The organism is Lysobacter sp. M15, assembly GCF_022662515.1.
Taxonomy (GTDB): Bacteria; Pseudomonadota; Gammaproteobacteria; order Xanthomonadales; family Xanthomonadaceae; genus JAKPBU01.
Map to the genome: position 1 here is coordinate 15,971 of NZ_JAKPBV010000017.1, position 20,091 is coordinate 36,061.

Consider the following 20,091-nt stretch of genomic DNA (forward strand, 5'->3'; position numbering starts at 1 on the left):
CAGCCATTCGGTGTTCTGTATCGCCCACGTAGGAGCACCTGTTCGGCGCGGCCGCTATCCAGGCACCCTGGTCGCGCCGAAGCGGCGCTCCTACGGAAGGGATCTGGCTATGCCGACAACAACTTCGACATCGCGCTGCGATAGCGTTCTGCGATGCGCTCGTGGTCGCGATGCCGGCCAGCGCTGACGACCGTCTGTCCCGCGACGCTGACTTCGCGCACCACGCTGCGGTTGCCGCTGAAGATCCAGCGATCGGCGACATCGGCCTGCGCTGCACCCGCGAGAAGCGGGGCTGTGGCATCGAGCACGATGTGATCGCCCGTGTCGCCGAATCCCGTTGCATTCGCACTGCTTCCCGCCACGCCGCTCAGCAGGGTCACGCCCACGCTGGGCGAATCGGCGGCCACTGCGACGTTGCGGTGCCGGGTCGCCAGCCGTTGTCCGTACTCGAGCCAGCGTAGTTCTTCCACCGGCGAGACCGAGATGTGCGAATCCGAACCGATGCCCCATGCGCCTCCCGCATCCAGGAACGCGCGCAGCGGGAACAGGCCATCGCCGAGATTGGCTTCGGTGGTCGGGCAGATCGCCACGGTTGCGCCGGAACTGGCGATCCCCGCGATCTCGGCAGCGTCCAGATGGGTCGCATGCACCAGCGTCCAGCGCGGATCGACCTGCGCATTGGCCAGCAGCCATTCCACCGGACGCGCATTGCGGATGGCGATGCAATCCTGCACTTCGCCCACCTGCTCTGCGATGTGGATATGGATCCGGCAATCACGCGGCAGCGCCTCCAGCACGGCCTGCATCGCGGCCCGCGGCACCGCGCGCAGGCTGTGCAGGGCGCATCCCACGCGCAGCGTGGCGTCCTGGTGCGCGTGCAGGGTTTCGAACAGGCGCAGGTAGCCCTCGACATTGTGGCCGAAGCGCTGCTGGCGATCGGACAGCGCGCGCCCATCGAAACCACCGCTCATGTACAGCACCGGCAGCAGGGTCAGGCGGATGCCGGATTCGCGTGCGGCGGCGATGAGCGCATCGGACATCGCAGTCGGCACGGCATACGGCCCGCCGTCGGGCGCGTGATGCAGGTAATGGAACTCGCAGACCGTGGTGTAACCGGCTTCGAGCATCTCCACGTACAGCTGCGCGGCCACCGCGTGCAGCGTGTCCGGATCGAAGCGTGCGGCGAACCGGTACATCGTCTCGCGCCAGGTCCAGAAGCTGTCTTCAGGATGGGTCTGGCGTTCGGCCAGGCCCGCCATCGCGCGCTGGAAGGCATGCGAGTGCAGGTTGGCGACGCCGGGCGTGCGCCAGCCATCGGCCACGCGCGTTATCCCGGCCTTGTTCGCGGCGTCGGCGTTCGTATGTTCGGACATGCGGCCACGGCTGCGCGGTGGGATGCGCTAGGCTACCGCGTCGGAACCGGATGGGATACGTCGTGGACACGAGTCTGCTTGGCGTCGTGGTGGCGGTGATCGTGGCCGCAGGCGTGTTTGCGCTGCTCGTGCGCCGCCACGTCGAACGCGCCGACGCCCACGAATTCGGCAGCAGCGACGCGAGCGGCCCGGCAATCGTGTCGGGTACTGACGGCGGCGCACATGGTGTGCACGTTTGCAGCGGTTCGTTCGCGGGTGGCGATTGCGGCGGCGGCGATGGAGGCGGCGGTGGCGACTGAGCCCTGGGACGGCCTGATCCTCGGCGCTTCGCTGGCCACCCTGGATGGCGATGGGGGCTACGGCGCGATCGACAACGCGGCGCTGGGTTGGAAGGACGGGGTTTTCACGTTCGTGGGCGCCCGCACTGCACTGCCAGGCGCGCCCGCGTCGCTTGCCGACGAGGTGATCGAGACCGACGGTTGGATTACCCCGGGGCTGGTCGACTGCCATACCCATCTGGTGTTTGCCGGCGACCGCGCCGCCGAGTTCGAACAGCGCCTGCAAGGTGCCAGCTACGAGGAAATCGCACGCTCCGGCGGCGGGATCGTGTCGACCGTGCGCGCCACCCGCGCGGCGAGCGAAGCGGATCTGGCGAGGGAATCGTCGCCTCGCCTGCAGGCGCTGATCGCCGATGGCGTGACCACGGTGGAGATCAAATCCGGCTACGGCCTGGACTTCGACAACGAACGCAAGATGCTGCGGGTCGCACGCCAGCTGGGCGAGCGCCTGCAGGTGGGCGTGCGCACCACCTTCCTCGGTGCGCATGCGTTGCCGCCGGAGTTCGCCGGCGATCCGGACGGCTACATCGATGCCGTCGTCGAATGGCTGCCGCGGCTGCACGCCGAAGGACTGGTGGATGCGGTGGATGCGTTCTGCGAACGCATCGGATTCACCGCCGCGCAGACGCGGCGCGTGTTCGAAGCCGCCCGTGCACTGGGGCTGCCGGTCAAACTCCACGCCGACCAGTTGAGCGACGGCGCCGGAGCGGCGCTGGTGGCCGAATTCGGCGGCCTGTCGGCAGACCATGTCGAGTACACCTCGGAAGCCGGAGTGCACGCCATGGCCGAAGCCGGCACCGTCGCGGTGCTGCTGCCCGGCGCGTTCCATGTCCTGCGCGAAACCACCCTGCCGCCGGTGGCCGAATTCCATGCGCGGGGCGTGCCGATCGCGGTCGCCACCGACTGCAATCCCGGCACCTCGCCGCTGCAGTCGCTGCGCCAGGCGATGCAGCTGGCCTGCACGCATTTCCGGCTCACACCGGAGGAAGCGCTGCGCGGCGCAACGGTCAACGGCGCGCGCGCACTGGGTTTGCACGACCGCGGCGTGCTGCGCCATGGCCTGCGTGCCGACTTCGTGCACTGGCGCATCCGTCATCCGGCCGAACTGTGCTACTGGCTGGGCGGAAAACTGGCGCTCGGCGTCTATGCCGCCGGCCAACGCGTCGCCTAGCTCTCCGGCGGCCCGGCGGTTTGTCGCACAATGCGGGCGAACCAGATGAAAGGACCGCACATGCTCCGCACCATGCTCGCCCTCGCCTGCCTGCTGGGCTCCCCGGCCTTCGCCGCACAGGCGCCCGAGGCCGCGCAGCGGCTCGCGCAGGAGGCGGTGATCGTCGACACCCATATCGATGCGCCAGGCATCCTCACCGAGAAATGGGCCGACCTCGGCAACCAGGCCAAGGATCGCGAGTTCGATTATTTCAAGGCGCGCGCCGGCGGCCTGGATGTGGCCTTCATGTCGATCTACACCTCGCCCAAGCAGGACGAGGACGGCAGCGCCTGGCAGGTGGCCAACGCGATGATCGACGGCGTGGAAGCCCTGGTGCAGCGCCATCCCGACAAGTTCGCGATCCTCACCTCACCGGGCGATGCCGACCTGCTCGCGCAGGGCGGCCGCGTGCTGCTGCCCCTGGGCATGGAGAACGGCGCCCCGCTCGGCGACAAGCTGGAAAACGTGAAGTTCTTCTTCGACCGCGGCGTGCGTTACATCACCCTCGCCCACAGCGCCAACAACCGCATGGCCGATTCGTCGTACGCGCTGGAGAAAAAGTGGAACGGACTCAGCCCATTCGGCCGCGAGGCGGTGCGCGAAATGAACCGGCTCGGGATCATGGTCGACGTCTCGCATCTGGGCGATGCCTCGGCCAAGGAGGCGATCGCACTGAGCCGCGTGCCGGTGATCGCTAGTCATTCCGCGTTCCGCCATTTCACTCCCGATTTCGAGCGCAACATCAGCGACGAGATCGCCAAGGCCGTAGCGGCCAAGGGCGGCGTGGTGCAGGTGCCGTTCGGCACCGCGTTCATCGACCCGGCGAGCGCCGCCACCACCCAGGCGCGTTTCCGCGCCGTCGCCGATTTCGACCGGCGCAATGCCGCGCTCAAGGCGCAGGGTAAGCCGGAAGAATCGCGCGAGGCGTTCGACAAGGCCTGGGAAGCCGCGCATCCGCCGGGAACCAGCACGCTGGACCAGGTGCTCGACCAGATTGATCACGGCGTGAAGCTGATGGGCGTCGACCACGTCGGCATCGGCTCGGACTTCGACGGCGTTGGTGGCGAACTGGCGAGCGAACTCAAGACGGTCGCCGACTACCCCCACCTGGTCGCGGGCCTGCAGGCGCGCGGATACCAGGACGCCGACATCCGCAAGATCCTGGGCGGCAACCTGCTACGTGTGTGGGCGGAAGTCGAAGCCGGGGCGAAATGACCCGTGGTGCGGGCGCGGTCCCGCAGGATGCCGAAAAAACAAAGCCCCGCATCAGCGGGGCTTTTCGGTTCGAAGGCGAAGGCCGGGCGCTTACCTGGCAGCCGCCTTCTTCGCCACGACCTTCTTGGCCGGCGCCTTGGTGGCGGCGGTCTTTTTTGCGACCGGCGCGCTGGCGCTGCCGGTGGCCTTGGTGGCCACATGCGAGCGGGCATTGCCGTAGCTCGAGTTGTAGCGCTTGCCCTTGGCGGTCTTGCGGTCGCCCTTGCCCATGGTGTCGTACTCCTGCGATCTGTGGATCCGCGCGCGGGTGCGGAAAGGCGCGCATTCTAAAGGAAAAGCCGGGCTGGAGCCCGCGTTGGCCCATCAGGATACCCGGTGCATCAGGGCCGGCCCTATAGCCCTCTTAGTACGGGGGCGCCCTGAAGGGGCAGGGTTTGACAGCGCATGGCCGGGACCAAGGTTCGCGCAGCGAACTTTGGGATTGATCCGTGCGCAGCAAGGATCAATGCGCGCAGGAAGCATCGTGCACGTGGCCGTGGTTGAGCCGCAGATTCACCAGATGTCCCAGGCCGACCAGGGTTCCACCCAGGGTCATGGCCACGGCGTGAGGCACCACGGTCTCGTGCAACGGCTGGTACAGCACGCCCAGCCACAGGATCGCCAGTCCTGGCAGCAGCAGCCCCAGTGCCCGCACCACACGATGGCGCCGGTAGCCCCAGAGCAGGCTGAAGACGCCCAGCAGCGTGGCGAAGAGCACGAAGCCCCGCTCGAAGCCATCGCTCAGCCAACTCGCAATCCCCAGCGACGGCAGCGCCGCGATCACGACTGGCAGCAGCGCGCAGTGCAGCGCGCACATGAGCGAGCCCATGGCGCCGAAGCGATCGAGCCAGTGGTGGCGGTGCAGGTCGGGCATGACTTCCGGGCTGTTGACGGGCAGGTGCGCTGGAATGGTAATAATATAACATCACTCATCCAACAAGACCAAGCCTGATGCCCGTACGCCCCTGCGTTCTCTCCCGCCCCGGCCCACTGTCCGCCGCCATCCTCCTGGCCCTGGCCACCGCGCCGGCACTGGCCCAGGAGGATGCCCGCCATGACGAGGTCAAGGACCTGTCCGCCGTCGTGGTCCGGGCCACACCGCTGCCGCAGACGGCCGAGGACCTGGCGCGGCCGGTCGAGGTGCTGGCCGGCGCACGTCTGGACGAGGCCAAGGCCAATTCACTGGGCGAAACCGTGAACCGCCTGCCGGGCGTGCAGTCCTCGTACTTCGGGCCGGGCGTCGGGCGTCCGATCATCCGCGGCATGGACGGCGCGCGCGTGCAGGTGCTCAGCGACGGCCTGTCCTCCGGCGACGTGTCCACGGTGAGCGTGGACCATGCCGTCTCGATCGAGCCGTTCCTGGCCAACCAGATCGAGGTGCTCAAAGGCCCCTCCACCCTGCTCTACGGCAGCGGCGCCATCGGCGGCGCGGTCAACGTCGTCGACGGTCGCATTCCCGAGGCAGCCACCGAAGATCCGTTCGAGGGCCGCGCCGAACTGCGCGCCGGCAGCGTCAACAGCGAGAAGACCGGCATGGTGCGCGTCGACGGCACCAGCGCCTCCGGACATTTCGTGTTCCACGCCGACGCGTTGCATCGCGAAACCGGCGACTACGACATCCCGGGTTACGCCGAGAGCGCGGCAATGCGCGCCAGCGAACAGGAAGAAGGCGAGGAAGAGGGTCACGAGGAAGAGGAAGAGGCCCATGGCGTGCTGCCCAACAGCTTCGTGCGCACCGACAGCGGGGCGCTGGGCGTGTCCTACGTCGGCGAACGTGGCTTCCTGGGCGTCGGCGCCAGCCTGTTCAACACCCGCTACGGCGTGCCCGGACATGCGCACGAACACGAGGAACACGAGGAGGGTGAGGCCGAAGCCGGAGCCGAAGAAGAAGGCCCCGTGCACATCCTCATGGATCAGCGCCGCAGCGAACTGCGCGGCGGCCTGAACGGACTGGGCGCGTTCGATACGCTGCGGGTGAAGCTGGCGCGCAACGAATACACCCATACCGAATACGAAGGCCAGCAAGTCGGCACCGTATTCGACAACGACAGCACCGAGGCGCGGGTGGAACTGGCGCATCGCGGCTGGGCCGGCTGGGACGGCGCATTCGGGCTGCAGGCGTCGGACCGCGACTTCCGCGCCATCGGCGACGAAGCCTTCGTGCCTGCCTCGCAGTCGCGCGATATCGGCCTGTTCTGGATGGGCAGGCGCAGCTTCGGACCAGTGGACCTCGAGCTGGGCGCACGCCACGACCGCAACAGCGTCGACGTCGATGCGGATGAGGCGATCGGACCATCGCGCGATTTCAGCGCCACCAGTTTGTCCGCATCTGCGCGTTGGAACCTGGGCGAGGACCTGCATCTGTCCTTCGGCCTCGACCGCGCGCAGCGCTCGCCCACCGCCGAGGAGTTGTATTCCAACGGCCTGCACGTGGCCACCCAGAGCTTCGAATTCGGCAATCCGGATCTGGATGTGGAAACCGCCAATCGCGCCGAGATCGGCGCGCACTGGCACCACGGCCCGATCAAGATCGGCGCATCCGTCTATGCGGTGGACTACACCGACTTCGTTTATCTGGCCGATACCGGGGTGGAGGACGATGGCACGCCGGCGCGTGTCTGGAACCAGGGCGATGCGCGCTTTACCGGCGCCGAAGCCGAGCTGCAGTGGACCTTCCTCGACAACGACACCGGCCAATGGAGTCTGCGCGCCTTCGGCGACCTGGTGCGCGGACGCCTGACCGGCGACGGCACGCGCGAGGTCGCCTTCTCGGTGCCGCACGATGATCACACCCACGACTACACGGCCGAGATCGCGCTGTCGGGCAACCTGCCGCGGATCGCACCCTGGCGCGTGGGCGGCGAGTTGCGTTGGGAAGGCGAGCACTGGCGCGCGGGTGCCGGCGCGGTGCGCTATGCGCGCCAGGACAATGTGGCCGACTTCGAATCCGAAACCGCGGGCTACACGCTGGTCAACGCGAACGTTGCCTGGCATCTCGACACCCCCGGCGGCAACGCCTGGGAGTTGTTCGTCGACGGCAGCAACCTGCTGGACGAAGAGGCGCGTCCGCATACCTCGTTCCTGAAGGATCTCGCACCGCTACCGGGACGCAACATCAGCGCCGGGGTCAGGCTGTTCTTCTGATGGCGACGGCGCTGGCGGAATTCGCCGCGCGCAGCATCGCCGCCGGGATCGGGGCCACGGTCGTGGTCGACCTGTGGGCGCTGCTGCTGCGGCGAGCGCTGGGCTGGGCTTCGCTCGACTGGTCGATGGCCGGGCGCTGGATCGGGCATCTGCGGAGCGGCAGGTTCGCGCACGAACGCATCGCAGCGGCGCCCGTGGTCCGCGGCGAACGCGCGATCGGCTGGGTCTTCCACTATGCGGTCGGAATCGTGTTCGCCGCCGCGCTGCTGGCGGTCATGGGCGCCGACTGGGCACGCCGGCCGACGCTGATCGCCTGCCTGGCGACCGGCTGGCTGACGATCGTGTTCCCTTGGTTCGTGATGCAGCCGGCGATGGGCGCGGGAGTCGCGGCTGCGCGTACACCGCACCCGCCCCGGGCCCGCCTGCAGAGCCTGCTGACCCATACCGTCTTCGGGGTCGGCCTGTATCTCGCGTTCGCCGGCCTCGCCCTGCTCTTCCCATCGGCCGCAGCCTAGTGCCTGCTGCCTGATCCAGCGGCCACGTGCCGGGCCGACATCGTTGACGTGCGTCGGAAAATACGTGTATATGCACCTATGGACCAGCTCACGCCCCAGACCAGTCCCTGCACCTGTTTCCGCATGCGCAAACTGACCCGGCTGATGAGCCAGCGCTACGACCGCCGGCTCGCCGCTGCCGACATCAACGTCAATCAGTACTCGATCCTGCGGCGGATCGGTCGCGATATGCGCACCGTGAGCGAGCTCGCCCGCGAGCTGGGCATGGACCGCACCACCCTCAGCCGCGATCTCAAGCCGCTCATCGCCCGCGGCTGGGTCGAGCAGGTCGCCGGCGAAGACGCACGCCAGCGGCCGCTGCGCGTGGCTGCTGCCGGCGTCCGCGCACTCAAGCAGGCCGTGCCGCTGTGGCGCGATGCGCAGGACGAAATCGAAACCCTGCTCGGGAGCCAGCGCACATTGCGCCTGCACGCGCAGCTCGACGAGGCCATCAGGCGGCTGGATCACAAGGCATGAACCTGCGCCCCGACATCGACGAAATGCTCCGTGGCCTGCTGCCCAAAGGCGCATCGCTGCAGATTCCACCGCCCTGCCTGACCGACATGCAGGGCGAATTCGTGGAGTACGTGGAAGGCGTGTCGCTCAGCGCGCGTTTTCCGGTGCTGGCGCGCTACCGCAACCCGATGGGACATATGCAGGGCGGTTTCATAGTCGCCGCGCTGGACAATACGCTGGGGCCGTTCTCCTATCTGATCGCGCCGCCGAGCGCGACCGCGTCGTTGAATACCCAATACCTGCGCCCTGTCGTTGCGGGCATGCCGCACATCCGCTGCAAGGCCTGGCTGGTGGAGCGCACCCGCAACCAGCTGCACCTGGCGGCGGACGTCCGCGATCCCGACGATCGCGTGCTGGCGCTGTGCCAGTCGACCTGCCAGATCCTGCCCACCGCATGATCCTGCGACCCTGATGCCCATGTCCGCCACCGCACCCTCCGCCAACCGACATGCCTGGCTGCTGATCGCAGCCGCCACGCTGACCCTCATGGTGACCATGGGCGTGCGCCAGTCGCTGGGGCTGTTCGTGCAGCCGATCGCACGCGACACCGCGCTCGGCATCGTCGAGATCAGCTTCGCGCTGGCGGTGGCGCAGCTGGTGTGGGGCATCGTCCAGCCGTTGTTCGGCGCCTGGGCGGACAAGACCGGGCCTGGCCGTGTGCTGGTCGCCGGCGGCCTGTTGCTGGTACTGGGCATGGCGCTGACGCCGATGCTGGTCTCGCCCTGGGGCCTGGTGTTCACCCTCGGCCTGCTCGGTGCGGCAGGCGCGGGAGCGGGCAGCTTCTCGGTGCTGATCGGCGCCGCGGCGCAGCGCGTCCCGGCCGAGAAGCGCTCGATGACCGCCGGCATCATCAACGCGGGCGGATCGTTCGGCCAGTTCGTGTTCGCCCCGTTCGCCCAGGCCATGATCGCGGCATTCGGCTGGGCTGCCGGCATGTGGGCCCTGGCGGTGTCCGCACTGGCCACGCTGCCGCTGGCGTGGCCGCTGCGCGGCCGCAAGCATCGCACCACGAATACCGCAGCGGTCGCTGCTGCATCTGCAGACATCGGCCTCCGTCAGCAGTTGCACATCGCGTTGCGCGACCGCAGTTACTGGATGCTGCACATCGGGTTCTTCACCTGCGGCTTCCACATCGCCTTCCTGGTCACGCACCTGCCCAGCGAGATCGCGCTGTGCGGGTTGTCGGACCGGGTCTCGGCGATCTCGCTGGCGCTGATCGGCCTGTTCAACGTGGCGGGCAGCCTGGGAATCGGCTGGCTCGGGCAGCGCTACCGGATGAAGTCGCTGCTGGCGCTGATGTATGCCAGCCGTGCACTGCTGATCGTCCTGTACCTGGCCTCGCCGCCGACGCCACTGGTGTTCTATGCGTTCGCCGCAGGGCTGGGCCTGACCTGGCTGGCGACAGTGCCGCCAACCGCGGGCCTGGTCGGCAAGCTGTTCGGCGCGCGTTACCTGGGCACGCTCTTCGGCCTGACGCTGCTCTCGCACCAGGTCGGCGGCTTCTTCGGCGCATGGCTTGGCGGTCTTGCGATGGAACGCTTCGGCGATTACAGCTGGATGTGGTACGCCGACATCGCCCTGGCCCTGCTGGCCGCGCTGGCCAATCTGCCGATCCGCGAGGCCCGACTGTTCCCTGCACGAATCGCCCCGGAGGCTGCATGAATGACTCACCGGAAGAAGCCATCGATCTCGGACGCAAGCTCGCCACCTTTTCCGAACATTGGCAGCCGCGCACGGTCGCCACGTTCAACGGCCACGACATCATGGTGGTGAAGGTGAAGGGCGAGTTCGTCTGGCACAGCCACGACGACACCGACGACCTGTTCCTGGTCCTGCACGGCAACCTCCGCATCGAACTGGAAGATCGCACCGTCCGGCTCGGCCCCGGGCAGCTGTTCGTGGTGCCGCGCGGCGCCGCGCACCGCCCGGTGGCGGACGAGGAGGCGCACTTGCTGCTGATCGAACCGACCGGCACACCCAACACCGGCGATCCGGCAACGGCCGCGACGCGCAGGACGATCTAGCAGCGTTGATCAACGCGGCGGCAGCTGCGCGCAATCCGCGCACAGCCCATGCACTTCCAGCGTCTGCGTCTGCGGGCTGAAGCCGAGCGCGCGCGCCTGCGCGTCCAGGGTGGTCACGACGTGTTCGTCTTCGAGCTCCACCGCCTTGTGGCAGGCATCGCAGATCAGGAACGGCGCCGAATGCTGCGCGGCATTGGGGTGGTGGCAGGCAACGAATGAATTGACCGATTCGAGCTTGTGGATGAAGCCGTTCGCCAGCAGGAAGTCGAGCGCGCGGTACACCGTGGGCGGTGCCGCCGCGCCGGCGCCTTCCCCGTCGCGCACCTTGTCCAGCAGGTCGTAGGCCTTGATCGGCTGGCCGGCCTGGGCGATCAGGCCCAGCACCCGCGCGCGGATCGCCGTCAGGCGCAGCCCACGATCGCTGCAGGCGCGCTCCACCGCCGCCACGAAGCCGGCGGCGTCGTGGACGTGCAGTTCCGGCGAGGTGCACGGATGGGTCATGATCGGATGATGGTGCCGAAACGCAGGCGACTCAAGCGATGCGCGCGATCGCCGCGTCGATGCGTTTGAGCGCCTCTGCCTGGCCGGCGAGGTAGACGGTGTGCGCGATGTCGGGGCTGACCTGGGTGCCGGTGATCGCCACGCGCAGCGGCTGCGCCACCTTGCCCATGCCGAGGCCGAGCGCTTCCGCGCTGGCATGCAGGGCCTGTGAGACAGTTTCGGCGCTCCACGCCGTGAGCTTTGACAGGCGTTCGCGCGCTTCGGCCAGCGGCATGCCGGCCGCGGCGGTGAGGTGCTTGGCGACGGCGGCGGCGTCGTAATCGTGCAGCGGACCGAACCACACCGCGGCGCGCTCAGCCATGTCCTTGAGCGTCTGCACGCGGTCGCGCAGCGCGAAGACGATATCCGCCGGTGCGGGCCCTGCCGACAGGTCGTAACCCGCCTGCCGCAGATGCCACTCGAGGTGCCTGCCGACCTGCTCCGGATCGTCGGACTTCAGATACTGCTGGTTGAGCCAGCCGAGCTTGGCCGGGTCCAGGCGCGATGCCTTGGCGTTGACGTCCTTCAGGTCGAACAGCGACGTCATTTCGGCGATCGAGAAGATCTCCTGATCGCCGTGCGACCAGCCCAGACGCACCAGGTAGTTGAGCAGCGCGTGAGGCAGATAGCCGGCATCGCGGTACTGCATCACATCTGCGGCGCCGGTGCGCTTGGACAGCTTGGCGCCGTGTTCGTCCAGGATCATCGGCAGGTGCGCGAACGCGGGCACATCGGCGCCCAGCGCGCGATAGATGTTGATCTGGCGCGGCGTGTTGTTGACGTGATCGTCGCCGCGCACCACATCGCTGATGCGCATGTCGATATCGTCGACCACCACCGCGAAGTTGTAGGTGGGGTAGCCATCGGAACGGAAGATCACCAGGTCGTCGAGTTCGGCATTGGCGATCTCGATGCGGCCCTTGACCTTGTCGTCCCAGGCCACCGCTCCTTCTAGCGGATTCCTGAAGCGAATGACGCGGTTGGTATCGTCGCGATACTCCAGGTTGGCATCGCGGGCGGCGCCGCTGTAGCGCGGCTTTTCGTTCGCGGCCATGGCCGCCTCGCGCATCGCCTCGAGCTCTTCCCTGGTTTCGTAAGCGTAGTAGGCCGTGCCGGCGCGCACCATCTGCTCGGCGACTTCGCGGTAGCGGTCCAGCCGATCGGTCTGGTAGATCGGGCCTTCGTCGTAGTCCAGCCCGAGCCAGTCCATCGCTTCGAGGATGGCGTCGATCGCCGCCTGAGTGCTGCGTTCGCGGTCGGTGTCCTCCACCCGCAGGATGAACTGCCCCCCATGGCGACGCGCCTGCAGCCAGCAGTACAGCGCGGTGCGCGCACCGCCGATATGCAGGTAACCGGTCGGGCTCGGGGCGAAGCGGGTGCGCGTGGTCATGGGCAGGCCTGGAACGGAACCGCGCGATTTTACGCCCTGCAGGAGCGACCTTGGCCGCGATTGGCCGCGCCTTGCCTCATCCGTGGCGCGCTTTCTGAAAAGAGCATTCGCGGCCAAGGCCGCTCCCACAGTGACCCACCACTACAATGGCGGCATGACCACGCTGTTCATTTCCGACCTGCATCTGGACCCCGAACGCCCCGAGATCACCCGCCTGTTCGGGGAATTCATCGAGGGCGAAGCGCGCGGCGCCGATGCGCTGTACATCCTGGGCGATCTGTTCGAAGCCTGGGTCGGCGACGACGATCCTTCCGAAACCGGCGCCTTCGTCGCATCGAAACTCAAGGCGCTGGCGGGCGCGGGCGTGCCCGTGGCCTTCATCCGCGGCAACCGCGACTTCCTGCTCGGCGAGGATTACGCGCGGCGCGCGGGCATGGCGATCCTGCCGGATCCGGCGGTCGCCATGCTGTACGGAACTCCGACCCTGCTGATGCACGGCGACCTGCTGTGCACGGACGACACCGCCTACCAGCAGTTCCGCGTGCAGACGCGCGATCCACGCTGGCAGGCGCAATTCCTGTCACAGCCGCTGCCCGCGCGCATCGCCTTTGCGCAACAGGCGCGCGCGGCAAGCGCGGCGCACCAGTCAGGGCTGAAGGACCAGGGCACGATGGAAACGATCACCGACGTGTCGCCGGCCACGGTGGCCGATACGTTCCGGCGTTACGGCATCGGTCGGCTCATCCATGGACATACCCATCGGCCGGCGATCCATGACCTCGATGTCGAGGGCCGTGCATGCCAGCGTGTCGTGCTTGGGGATTGGTATGACCAGGGCTCCGTCCTGCGCGTCGCGCCCGACGGCATCCGTCTGGACATGCTCTAAAAAAGCGTACCTAGTTCTGCCAGCGCGCGGCGGCGCGTTGTAATCGAATTGCGAGTGGCGAGAGATCGCGACGCGGCTCCGTCTTGCGGGTAGACCGCGGCGGCCTCAAGGTCGAAGCGCTGTAGCCGACCGCTTTCGCCGCGCCGCGGAGGAAATGCGCTCCCTCGTACTACCCCCGACGCCGGAGCGAGCAGGCGCCAGCCCTACTTCGCCGCTTCTGCGCAACCCTTGTAATCCGTATTCCCGTAGCGGAAGGCCGCGGTGAACGCGTATTGCGTGTCGGACATGCCGTCGCTGCATTCGCCACGACGGATATCCAGTTCGAACGCGGTACCAGCGTCCGTCCCTTCGTAGCGGATGCCATCGGCCTGCAGCGTGTGCTGCCCGGTCAGATGCTTGCCGACCTGGTCTTCCATCGTGGTGAAGTGCAGGGTGTCGCCGTCCACGCGTATGCCCCAGAACGGCTCGGTGCCTACGACCCGATAGGCGAGCACCGGTTCGCCTTCCTGCCCCGGGCCGCGCTTGCCCTGCGGGGGCGGTGTATCGGTCGCTGGCGTCGGCGGCGTGGGCGCTGCTGGCGATTCGGGAGTCGGCTGGGGGTCCGGCGCCGTGCAGCCGGCGATGCATACCAGCGCGAGCGCGCACGCGAACGAGACAACCGCAGCGGTACGTGACATGTCGGACTCTCCTGGAATCGGCATCGGCCCACCGAGCCTGCGCGGGGACACGTTAAGAGAAACTGACGGCCTGCAGGCTGCGCAGCTCGTCCTCGTCGAACCCGGCCGCCAGGCGTGCCTCCAGGTTGAACGGGCCGTGCAGGGCTCCGCCGGCGTGCTCGCGTAGCAGGCGCCGGAACTCGGCATGCGGTTGCAAGCCTTCGCGCTCGCAGAACCAACGGAACCAGCGCGAGCCGGCGGCGACGTGCGCGACTTCCTCGCGCAGGATCACCTCCAGGATGTCTGCGGTCGCATCGTCGCCGAGGGCGCGCAGCTTGACGATCATGCCCGGTGTCACGTCCAGTCCGCGCGCCTCCAGCACCCTGGGCACCAGCGCCATCCGCGCCAGCCCAGAATGCGCCGTCTTTTCCGCCATTTCCCACAGACCGTTGTGCGCGTCGAAGTCGCCGTAGTCGTGCCCAAGCTGGCGCAGCCGATCGCGCAGCATCACGAAATGCCGGGCCTCGTCGTTGGCAACGCCTACCCAGTCCGCATAGAACCTTTCGGGCAGGCCACGGAAGCGGTAGACCGCATCCCAGGCCAGGTCGATCGCATTGAACTCGATATGGGCAATGGAGTGGACGAACACCGCGCGCCCGGCTTGCGTTCCGAAGCCGCGTCTGGGGAGATCGCGCGGATGCACCAGTGTCGGTTTGGGCGGGCGTCCGGGCATGTGGATGGGTTCGGGCGCGGCACCGTTGTCGTCGATGTCCAGCTCACCGCGCTGGAACGCCTGCGCGGCGGCGAAGGTCGACGCGACCTTGGCTTCGCAGGTCGCGGCATCCAGGCAGGTCCTGGCCGTGGCGAACAGCCGTGTCGCAGGAGCGACGTGAGTCGCGAGCTGTTCGCGCGTTCCGGTCAGATGCTCGCGACTCACGTCGCTCCTACACGCAGGGCGTCAAAGCGCCAGCCGGCGCTGGCGCTTCGCATCGTCCGAACGCAGGCGCTTGAGCCCCTCGAAATAGCCTGGCTCCACGCCGGTCACGTACTCGCCACTGAAGCAGGACGAATCGAACACGCGGCCCGGAAACTTCGGCCCCGCGACCGCGGCTTCCAGGTCGGCCAGATCCTGGTAGACCAGCCAGTCGCAGCCGATCATCCGTTCGATCTCGTCCTCGCTGCGACCGTGCGCGATCAGTTCCTCGGGCGTGGGCATGTCGATGCCGTAGATGTTGGGGTAGCGCACCGGCGGCGCGGCGCTGGCCAGGTAGACCTTGCGCGCACCGGCGTCGCGCGCCATCTGCACGATCTGGCTCGAGGTGGTGCCGCGCACGATCGAATCGTCGACGAGCAGCACCACGCGGTTGCGGAACTCCAGCGGGATCGGATTGAGCTTGCGCTTGACCGATTTCGCGCGCTCGCCCTGCCCCGGCATGATGAAGGTGCGGCCCACGTACCGGTTCTTGATGAAGCCCTCGCGGTACTTCACGCCGAGTACGTTGGCGATTTCCAGCGCCGAGTCGCGCGAGGTATCCGGAATCGGGATCACCACGTCGATGTCGTGATCGGGCCGCTCGCGCAGGATCTTCTCGCCCAGGGTCACGCCCATGCGCATGCGTGCCTTGTGCACCGAGATCTCCTCTATCATCGAGTCCGGGCGCGCGAAATAGACGTACTCGAAGATGCACGGCGCGTGCTGCTGCGGTTCGGCGCACTGCCGCTCGTGCAGCTCGCCGCGCGCGGTGACCACGATCGCCTCGCCCGGGCGCACGTCGCGCACGCGCTCGAAACCGAGGATGTCCAGCGCCACCGATTCCGAAGCGATCGCATACTCGGGGCCCGCGTCCCCCAACCGGCGACCGAGCACCAGCGGACGGATCCCATGCGGATCGCGGAAGGCGACCAGGCCCAGACCCAGCACCGTGGCCACCACCGCATAGCCGCCGCGGGCACGGCGGTTGACGCCTTCCACCGCGCGGAACGCGCTTTCGGGCGTGAGCGCCTTCTGCATGTCCAGCTCGTGCGCGAACACGTTGAGCAGCACTTCCGAATCGGACTGGGTGTTGACGTTGCGGCGGTCCTGTTCGAACACCTCGCGCCGCAGCGCATCGGTGTTGATCAGGTTGCCGTTGTGCGCCAGCGCGATCCCGTAAGGCGAATTCACGTAGAACGGCTGCGCCTCGTCGCTGCCCTCGCTGCCCGCGGTCGGGTAGCGACAGTGGCCGACGCCGACCTTGCCTTCGAGCAGGGTCATGGCCTTGGCGTCGAACACGTCGCGCACCAGGCCGTTGCCCTTGTGCACGCGCAGCTGGGTGCCGTTGACGGTGGCGATGCCGGCGGCATCCTGGCCGCGGTGCTGCAGCACGGTCAGCCCGTCGTACAGCTGGGCTGCGACGTCCGAGGTGCCGACGATGCCGACGATGCCGCACATGTGTGTGTTTGCTCCTCGCGCTCAGGGATGTGGGCGCACGATGCCGCTGACGCCGGCTTTCGCGCTCAGCTGCGCGCGCAGCTGGTCGGCTTCGGCACGGCTGAGCACCGGGCCCACGCGCACGCGGGTGAGCGCACCCTTGTCGCTGTTGACCGTTTCGGTGAAGGCGGTGAAACCGGCAGCGCGCAGGCGATCGCGCAGCTTCCCGGCTTCGGTGGCATTGCCGAAGGCGCCGACCTGCACTGCGAACCCGGTACCGGAAGCGGCGGGCGCGGACGCAGGCGCTGCCGGCCTGGGAGTTTCTGTCGGCGCCGTCGCCACCGGCGCGGTCGCAGGTTTCGGCGCTGGCGTTTCCGCTGGCAGGGGCTCGGTGGTCACCGCCGCTGCGGCCGGCTTGGCGACCGGTTGCGAGGTACTGGCGGCGGGTGCGGTTGTGGCGGCTGTGCCCGCATCGGCATCCAGCACCACCACGCGGGCGCCCACGTCATCGCGCACGTGCGCGGCGCGCAGGCGCGCGGCTTCGGCGTCGGCGCGGGTGGCATAGGGCCCGATGCGCACGCGCCAGGCGCTGCGACCATTGAGCGTGGTCTGCTCGCTGTAGCCCGGCAGCTGCGAGCCGCGCAGGTGACCGACGACGGTGCCGGCATCGGCGCGAGTGGCGTAGGAGCCGAAATGCACGGCGTAATCGCCGCCCACCACGCTGGGTGGCTGCATCGGCTCGGCGCCGGCGTCGGCCGTGTCGACGGTGGGCAGCCTTTCCCCCGCCGGCGGTGCGGGTGTTGCGAGCGCGCCCTCGTCCCCCGCCTGCGGGCTCACCAGCGGCAGGTCGCGGGTTTCCATTCCGCTCGGCGGCTGGTTGGGGATGTCCAGCGGCACGTCGGAAACGCCGCTGTCGGGCGCCGGGCCCTTCACCAGCATCGGCAGGAAGATCACGGCCAGCGCGATCAGCACGGCAGCGCCGACCAGGCGCTGTTTCGTCGGAGTATCCATCGGCACTCGCTCGGTCGTGGGGCGACCTGAAGGCGTGCGGAATTATACGCGTGGCCTGTCGTGCCCCGACTGCGGGCCGGGTGCGAACCTAGGTCCGGTTCAGCGCCTGCAACGCCTCGGCCGCCGCATGGAAGGAGCCGAACACCAGGATGCGGTCGCCGGCACGGGCCTGGGCGCGTGCGGCGTGCAGGGCCGTCGCGACATCGACGTACCGCTCCGCGGAGGCCGCCGGGGTCCCCGCAAGACGCGACGCGAGTTCATCCGCGCCCAGACCACGCGCACCGGCCGCCAGCGAGCTGGCCAGCAGCCAGGCATCCACCTGCGCCGCCAGCCCCGCCACCACCGCCGCATGGTCCTTGTCCGCAAGCGCCGCGTACACCGCGATGGTGCGCCCGATGCAGGGCCTGGCGAGCAGTGCGGCCGCCAGCTCGCGCGCGGCTTGCGGATTGTGGCCGACGTCGACGAGAACCTCGATCCCATCCAGAGCGAACCGCTGCAGGCGCGCATTGATATGCACCTGCGCCACGCCACGCATGAAGGCCTCGTCGGGGATGTCCTCATCAAGAGAACGCAGCGCGGCGATCGCGCTGGCCGCATTGCGCAGTTGCACCGGCGCCGCCAGGGGCGGCATCGGCAGCTCGAGTTCGAAACCAAGCTCCCGCCAGCGCCATGTACCGACACCTTCGGCGGGCGGATCGACGAAGAAGTCGCAGCCGGCCCGGATCGCCGGGGCGCCGATGGCATAGGCATGCCGCAGCACGCTGGCCGGCGGATCGTCCTCACCAAGCACGAGGGGCTTCCAGGCGCGGGCGATGCCGGCCTTCTCCAAGCCGATCGCCTCGCGCCCGGCGCCGAGCCAGTCCTGGTGATCCAGGTCCACCGTGGTGATCACGGCCACGTCCGGATCGATGAGGTTGGTCGCGTCCAGGCGCCCGCCCAGGCCGACTTCCAGGATCGCCAGGTCAAGCGAGCTACGGCCGAACAGCCACAGCGCGGCGAGCGTGCCGTACTCGAAATAGGTGAGCGACACGGGGCGATCCTGCTCTGCGGGAGCAGCACCCGTCGGCTCGCCCGATGTCTGGACCGAAGCGCGCGCAACTCGCCCCAACCGCGCCGCTTCCACGGCTTCGAATGCGGCCACCAGATCCGCATCTGCGGCTTCGACGCCGCCGATCCGTACGCGCTCGTTGTAGCGCAGCAGATGCGGCGATGTATACGCGCCGACCTTCCAGCCGGCCGCGAGCGCGATGGATTCGACGAAGGCGACCGTCGAGCCCTTGCCGTTGGTGCCGGCGACGGTGATCACGTGACGCGCCGGCTTGGCCAGCTGCATGCGCCGGGCGACTTCGCGCACCCGGTCCAGGCCCATGTCGATGGACTTGGGGTGCTGGGCCTCGATGTAGTCCAGCCAGTCGGCGAGGGTACGTGTCATGCTCGATCGAAGCGGCGGATTTCACGGCGAAGCAAAGCAGGTTGCCGCAGGCTGCAGCGCCAAAGTCCGCCGTTCACAGCGCCCGGTGCACGGCCTCGCCAAACAGCGGCGTGTGGTGCGCGCAGTCGTTGAGGCGGACCACGTCGAGGTGTTCGAGGTCCGGGCCTTCCAGCAGGTTGAGCGTGGTCGGCGCCTGGCGGAAGGTCCACAACTTGGCGAACGGAATCCCGAGCACGTGGCAGAGCAGCACACGATTGACCGCATCGTGGGCGACGACCAGCAGGGTGTCGCCATCGCCCAGGCCACGTGCCGCACGCGCGAGCGCCGGCCAGGCGCGTTCGAAAACGTGTTGCAGGGACTCGCCCTCGGGCATGAGGACTTCGTGGGGCGCGTCGCGCCAGGCCTGCAGGCGCTCGGGATCGCGCTCGCGGATCTCGCTGGAGAGCAGGCCTTCCCAGGTGCCGTGCGCGATTTCCTTCAACCCCTCGTCGGTGGTCAGCATCGCTGCGCGCTCCGGCCCCAGCGCGAGCTGGGCGGTGTGGAACGAACGCGACAGCGGCGAGGAGACGGCGCGGTCGATCGCCACGTCCCGCAGGCGCGCGCCCAGGGCGGCCGCCTGCGTTTCGCCCACGGGCGACAGCGGGATGTCCTCCTGCCCCTGGTAGCGGCCTTCGGCATTCCAGGGCGTTTCGCCGTGGCGGGCAAGCAGGATTCTCATGGATCGACGCAGTGGACCGGGCGCGGCAGGTTATCAGAGCGCTCGCTGGGGTGGCTGATTGCCGGTTGCGACTGGCAGTCAGCGATTCGGCATACGCCTGGAGGACACGACGCCGCCCCGGCTGCTGGCGGCCCCCGGCGCTTTGCGCGACGATGCCCACCCATCCCGCGGAGCGTTCCCCATGCCACAGGCGAAAGGCAGGTTCGAAGTGAAGCGCACGTCGCAGGGCGCCGTCGACCTGGGAGGCGGTGCGGAAGCGGGCCACTTCCGCTTCGACAAGACATTCGAAGGGCCGTTGCAGGCCGCCAGCGTGGTCCACATGCTGGCCGTCGGCACCGCGGTCGAGGGCTCGGCCGCATATGTCGCCATCGAACGCGTCAGCGGCACGCTCGACGGTCGAAAGGGCGTGTTCTTCGCCCAGCACAGCGGCGTGATGGACCGTGGCAAGCCGTCGCTGTCGCTGACCGTGGTCCCAGACTCCGGCACCGATGCACTGCAGGGCCTCACCGGCAGCATGCAGATCGACATCGTCGACGGGCAGCACTTCTACACCTTCGACTACGAAGTGCGGTCGGAGTAAGGCTGCCGCATTGCCGGCGGGCGAACTTCAATTCGCTTCGCGAAGGTCGGTCAGC

At 68.3% G+C, this 20,091-nt stretch carries 22 protein-coding genes; 11 read left to right on the top strand and 11 right to left on the bottom strand.

Annotated features, from left to right (window positions below; translation table 11 throughout):
• Positions 1–107: 107 nt before the first annotated feature.
• Positions 108–1,373 (bottom strand): formimidoylglutamate deiminase, encoded by a 1,266-nt coding sequence (locus MC380_RS17420; protein WP_242166362.1) that lies wholly within the window; start codon positions 1,371–1,373, stop codon positions 108–110.
• A 62-nt stretch (positions 1,374–1,435) separates the two neighbouring features.
• On the opposite strand from MC380_RS17420, the gene MC380_RS17425 reads away from it, so the two are divergent.
• From MC380_RS17425 to MC380_RS17435, 3 genes are read left to right on the top strand one after another with little or no spacing between them, the layout of a single operon-like run.
• The gene (locus MC380_RS17425; RefSeq protein WP_242166365.1) at positions 1,436–1,672 is read left to right on the top strand and encodes a hypothetical protein; all 237 of its coding nucleotides are present in this window, start codon (positions 1,436–1,438) and stop codon (positions 1,670–1,672) included.
• Positions 1,662–2,882, top strand: a complete 1,221-nt coding sequence (gene hutI / locus MC380_RS17430; protein ID WP_242166366.1) for an imidazolonepropionase — start codon at positions 1,662–1,664, stop codon at positions 2,880–2,882. Before MC380_RS17425 ends, hutI begins: the two co-directional genes overlap by 11 nt.
• 60 nt (positions 2,883–2,942) lie before the next feature.
• Positions 2,943–4,136 (top strand): dipeptidase, encoded by a 1,194-nt coding sequence (locus MC380_RS17435; RefSeq protein WP_242166369.1) that lies wholly within the window; start codon positions 2,943–2,945, stop codon positions 4,134–4,136.
• A 90-nt stretch (positions 4,137–4,226) separates the two neighbouring features.
• Here MC380_RS17435 and MC380_RS17440 read toward each other — a convergent pair whose 3' ends face one another.
• Both MC380_RS17440 and MC380_RS17445 read right to left on the bottom strand, forming a co-directional pair.
• Complete coding sequence (locus MC380_RS17440) at positions 4,227–4,406, bottom strand: 30S ribosomal protein THX (RefSeq protein ID WP_242166371.1); 180 nt, start codon at positions 4,404–4,406, stop codon at positions 4,227–4,229.
• 232 nt (positions 4,407–4,638) lie between these two features.
• Entirely contained in the window at positions 4,639–5,049 is a 411-nt protein-coding gene (locus MC380_RS17445) for a MerC domain-containing protein (RefSeq protein ID WP_242103064.1), read from the bottom strand.
• A gap of 77 nt (positions 5,050–5,126) precedes the next feature.
• Here MC380_RS17445 and MC380_RS17450 point away from each other — a divergent pair, with 77 nt between their 5' ends.
• The 6 genes from MC380_RS17450 to MC380_RS17475 all read left to right on the top strand — a co-directional run bounded on the left by MC380_RS17450 (position 5,127) and on the right by MC380_RS17475 (position 10,413).
• Positions 5,127–7,319, top strand: coding sequence for a TonB-dependent receptor (locus tag MC380_RS17450; protein WP_242166382.1), 2,193 nt, complete (start codon positions 5,127–5,129; stop codon positions 7,317–7,319).
• On the top strand, positions 7,319–7,834 hold the full coding sequence (locus tag MC380_RS17455) for a DUF2938 domain-containing protein (RefSeq protein ID WP_242166384.1): 516 nt from the start codon (positions 7,319–7,321) through the stop codon (positions 7,832–7,834). Before MC380_RS17450 ends, MC380_RS17455 begins: the two co-directional genes overlap by 1 nt.
• A gap of 123 nt (positions 7,835–7,957) precedes the next feature.
• Complete coding sequence (locus MC380_RS17460) at positions 7,958–8,350, top strand: MarR family winged helix-turn-helix transcriptional regulator (protein ID WP_242166386.1); 393 nt, start codon at positions 7,958–7,960, stop codon at positions 8,348–8,350.
• On the top strand, positions 8,347–8,787 hold the full coding sequence (locus tag MC380_RS17465; RefSeq protein ID WP_242103060.1) for a PaaI family thioesterase: 441 nt from the start codon (positions 8,347–8,349) through the stop codon (positions 8,785–8,787). Before MC380_RS17460 ends, MC380_RS17465 begins: the two co-directional genes overlap by 4 nt.
• Positions 8,788–8,806: 19 nt before the next feature.
• Positions 8,807–10,051: an MFS transporter gene (locus MC380_RS17470; protein WP_242166388.1), complete on the top strand. Its 1,245-nt coding sequence runs from the start codon at positions 8,807–8,809 to the stop codon at positions 10,049–10,051.
• Positions 10,048–10,413, top strand: coding sequence for a cupin domain-containing protein (locus tag MC380_RS17475; protein WP_242166390.1), 366 nt, complete (start codon positions 10,048–10,050; stop codon positions 10,411–10,413). The genes MC380_RS17470 and MC380_RS17475 overlap by 4 nt, the downstream gene beginning before the upstream one ends.
• Before the next feature lie 9 nt (positions 10,414–10,422).
• Here MC380_RS17475 and MC380_RS17480 read toward each other — a convergent pair whose 3' ends face one another.
• Positions 10,423–10,914, bottom strand: a complete 492-nt coding sequence (locus MC380_RS17480) for a transcriptional repressor (RefSeq protein ID WP_242103057.1) — start codon at positions 10,912–10,914, stop codon at positions 10,423–10,425.
• Positions 10,915–10,945: 31 nt separating this feature from the next.
• A complete protein-coding gene (gltX, locus tag MC380_RS17485; protein ID WP_242166392.1) occupies positions 10,946–12,343 on the bottom strand; it encodes a glutamate--tRNA ligase in 1,398 nt (465 codons plus the stop codon).
• Positions 12,344–12,497: 154 nt separating this feature from the next.
• Between gltX and lpxH the strand changes: the two genes are divergently transcribed.
• The gene (gene lpxH, locus MC380_RS17490; RefSeq protein WP_242166402.1) at positions 12,498–13,229 is read left to right on the top strand and encodes a UDP-2,3-diacylglucosamine diphosphatase; all 732 of its coding nucleotides are present in this window, start codon (positions 12,498–12,500) and stop codon (positions 13,227–13,229) included.
• Between the two features lie 203 nt (positions 13,230–13,432).
• Here lpxH and MC380_RS17495 read toward each other — a convergent pair whose 3' ends face one another.
• From MC380_RS17495 to MC380_RS17520, 6 genes are all read right to left on the bottom strand, one after another.
• On the bottom strand, positions 13,433–13,906 hold the full coding sequence (locus MC380_RS17495; RefSeq protein ID WP_242103054.1) for a hypothetical protein: 474 nt from the start codon (positions 13,904–13,906) through the stop codon (positions 13,433–13,435).
• A 52-nt stretch (positions 13,907–13,958) separates the two neighbouring features.
• The gene (locus MC380_RS17500) at positions 13,959–14,756 is read right to left on the bottom strand and encodes a ferritin-like domain-containing protein (protein ID WP_242166469.1); all 798 of its coding nucleotides are present in this window, start codon (positions 14,754–14,756) and stop codon (positions 13,959–13,961) included.
• A gap of 87 nt (positions 14,757–14,843) precedes the next feature.
• Positions 14,844–16,316 (bottom strand): amidophosphoribosyltransferase, encoded by a 1,473-nt coding sequence (purF, locus tag MC380_RS17505; RefSeq protein ID WP_242103053.1) that lies wholly within the window; start codon positions 16,314–16,316, stop codon positions 14,844–14,846.
• 21 nt (positions 16,317–16,337) lie between these two features.
• A complete protein-coding gene (locus tag MC380_RS17510) occupies positions 16,338–17,306 on the bottom strand; it encodes an SPOR domain-containing protein (protein WP_242103052.1) in 969 nt (322 codons plus the stop codon).
• 88 nt (positions 17,307–17,394) lie between these two features.
• Complete coding sequence (locus MC380_RS17515; RefSeq protein ID WP_242166403.1) at positions 17,395–18,738, bottom strand: folylpolyglutamate synthase/dihydrofolate synthase family protein; 1,344 nt, start codon at positions 18,736–18,738, stop codon at positions 17,395–17,397.
• Between the two features lie 73 nt (positions 18,739–18,811).
• Entirely contained in the window at positions 18,812–19,456 is a 645-nt protein-coding gene (locus MC380_RS17520; protein WP_242103050.1) for a histidine phosphatase family protein, read from the bottom strand.
• Positions 19,457–19,637: 181 nt separating this feature from the next.
• Between MC380_RS17520 and MC380_RS17525 the strand changes: the two genes are divergently transcribed.
• On the top strand, positions 19,638–20,036 hold the full coding sequence (locus MC380_RS17525) for a DUF3224 domain-containing protein (RefSeq protein ID WP_242166405.1): 399 nt from the start codon (positions 19,638–19,640) through the stop codon (positions 20,034–20,036).
• Positions 20,037–20,091 lie beyond the last annotated feature (55 nt).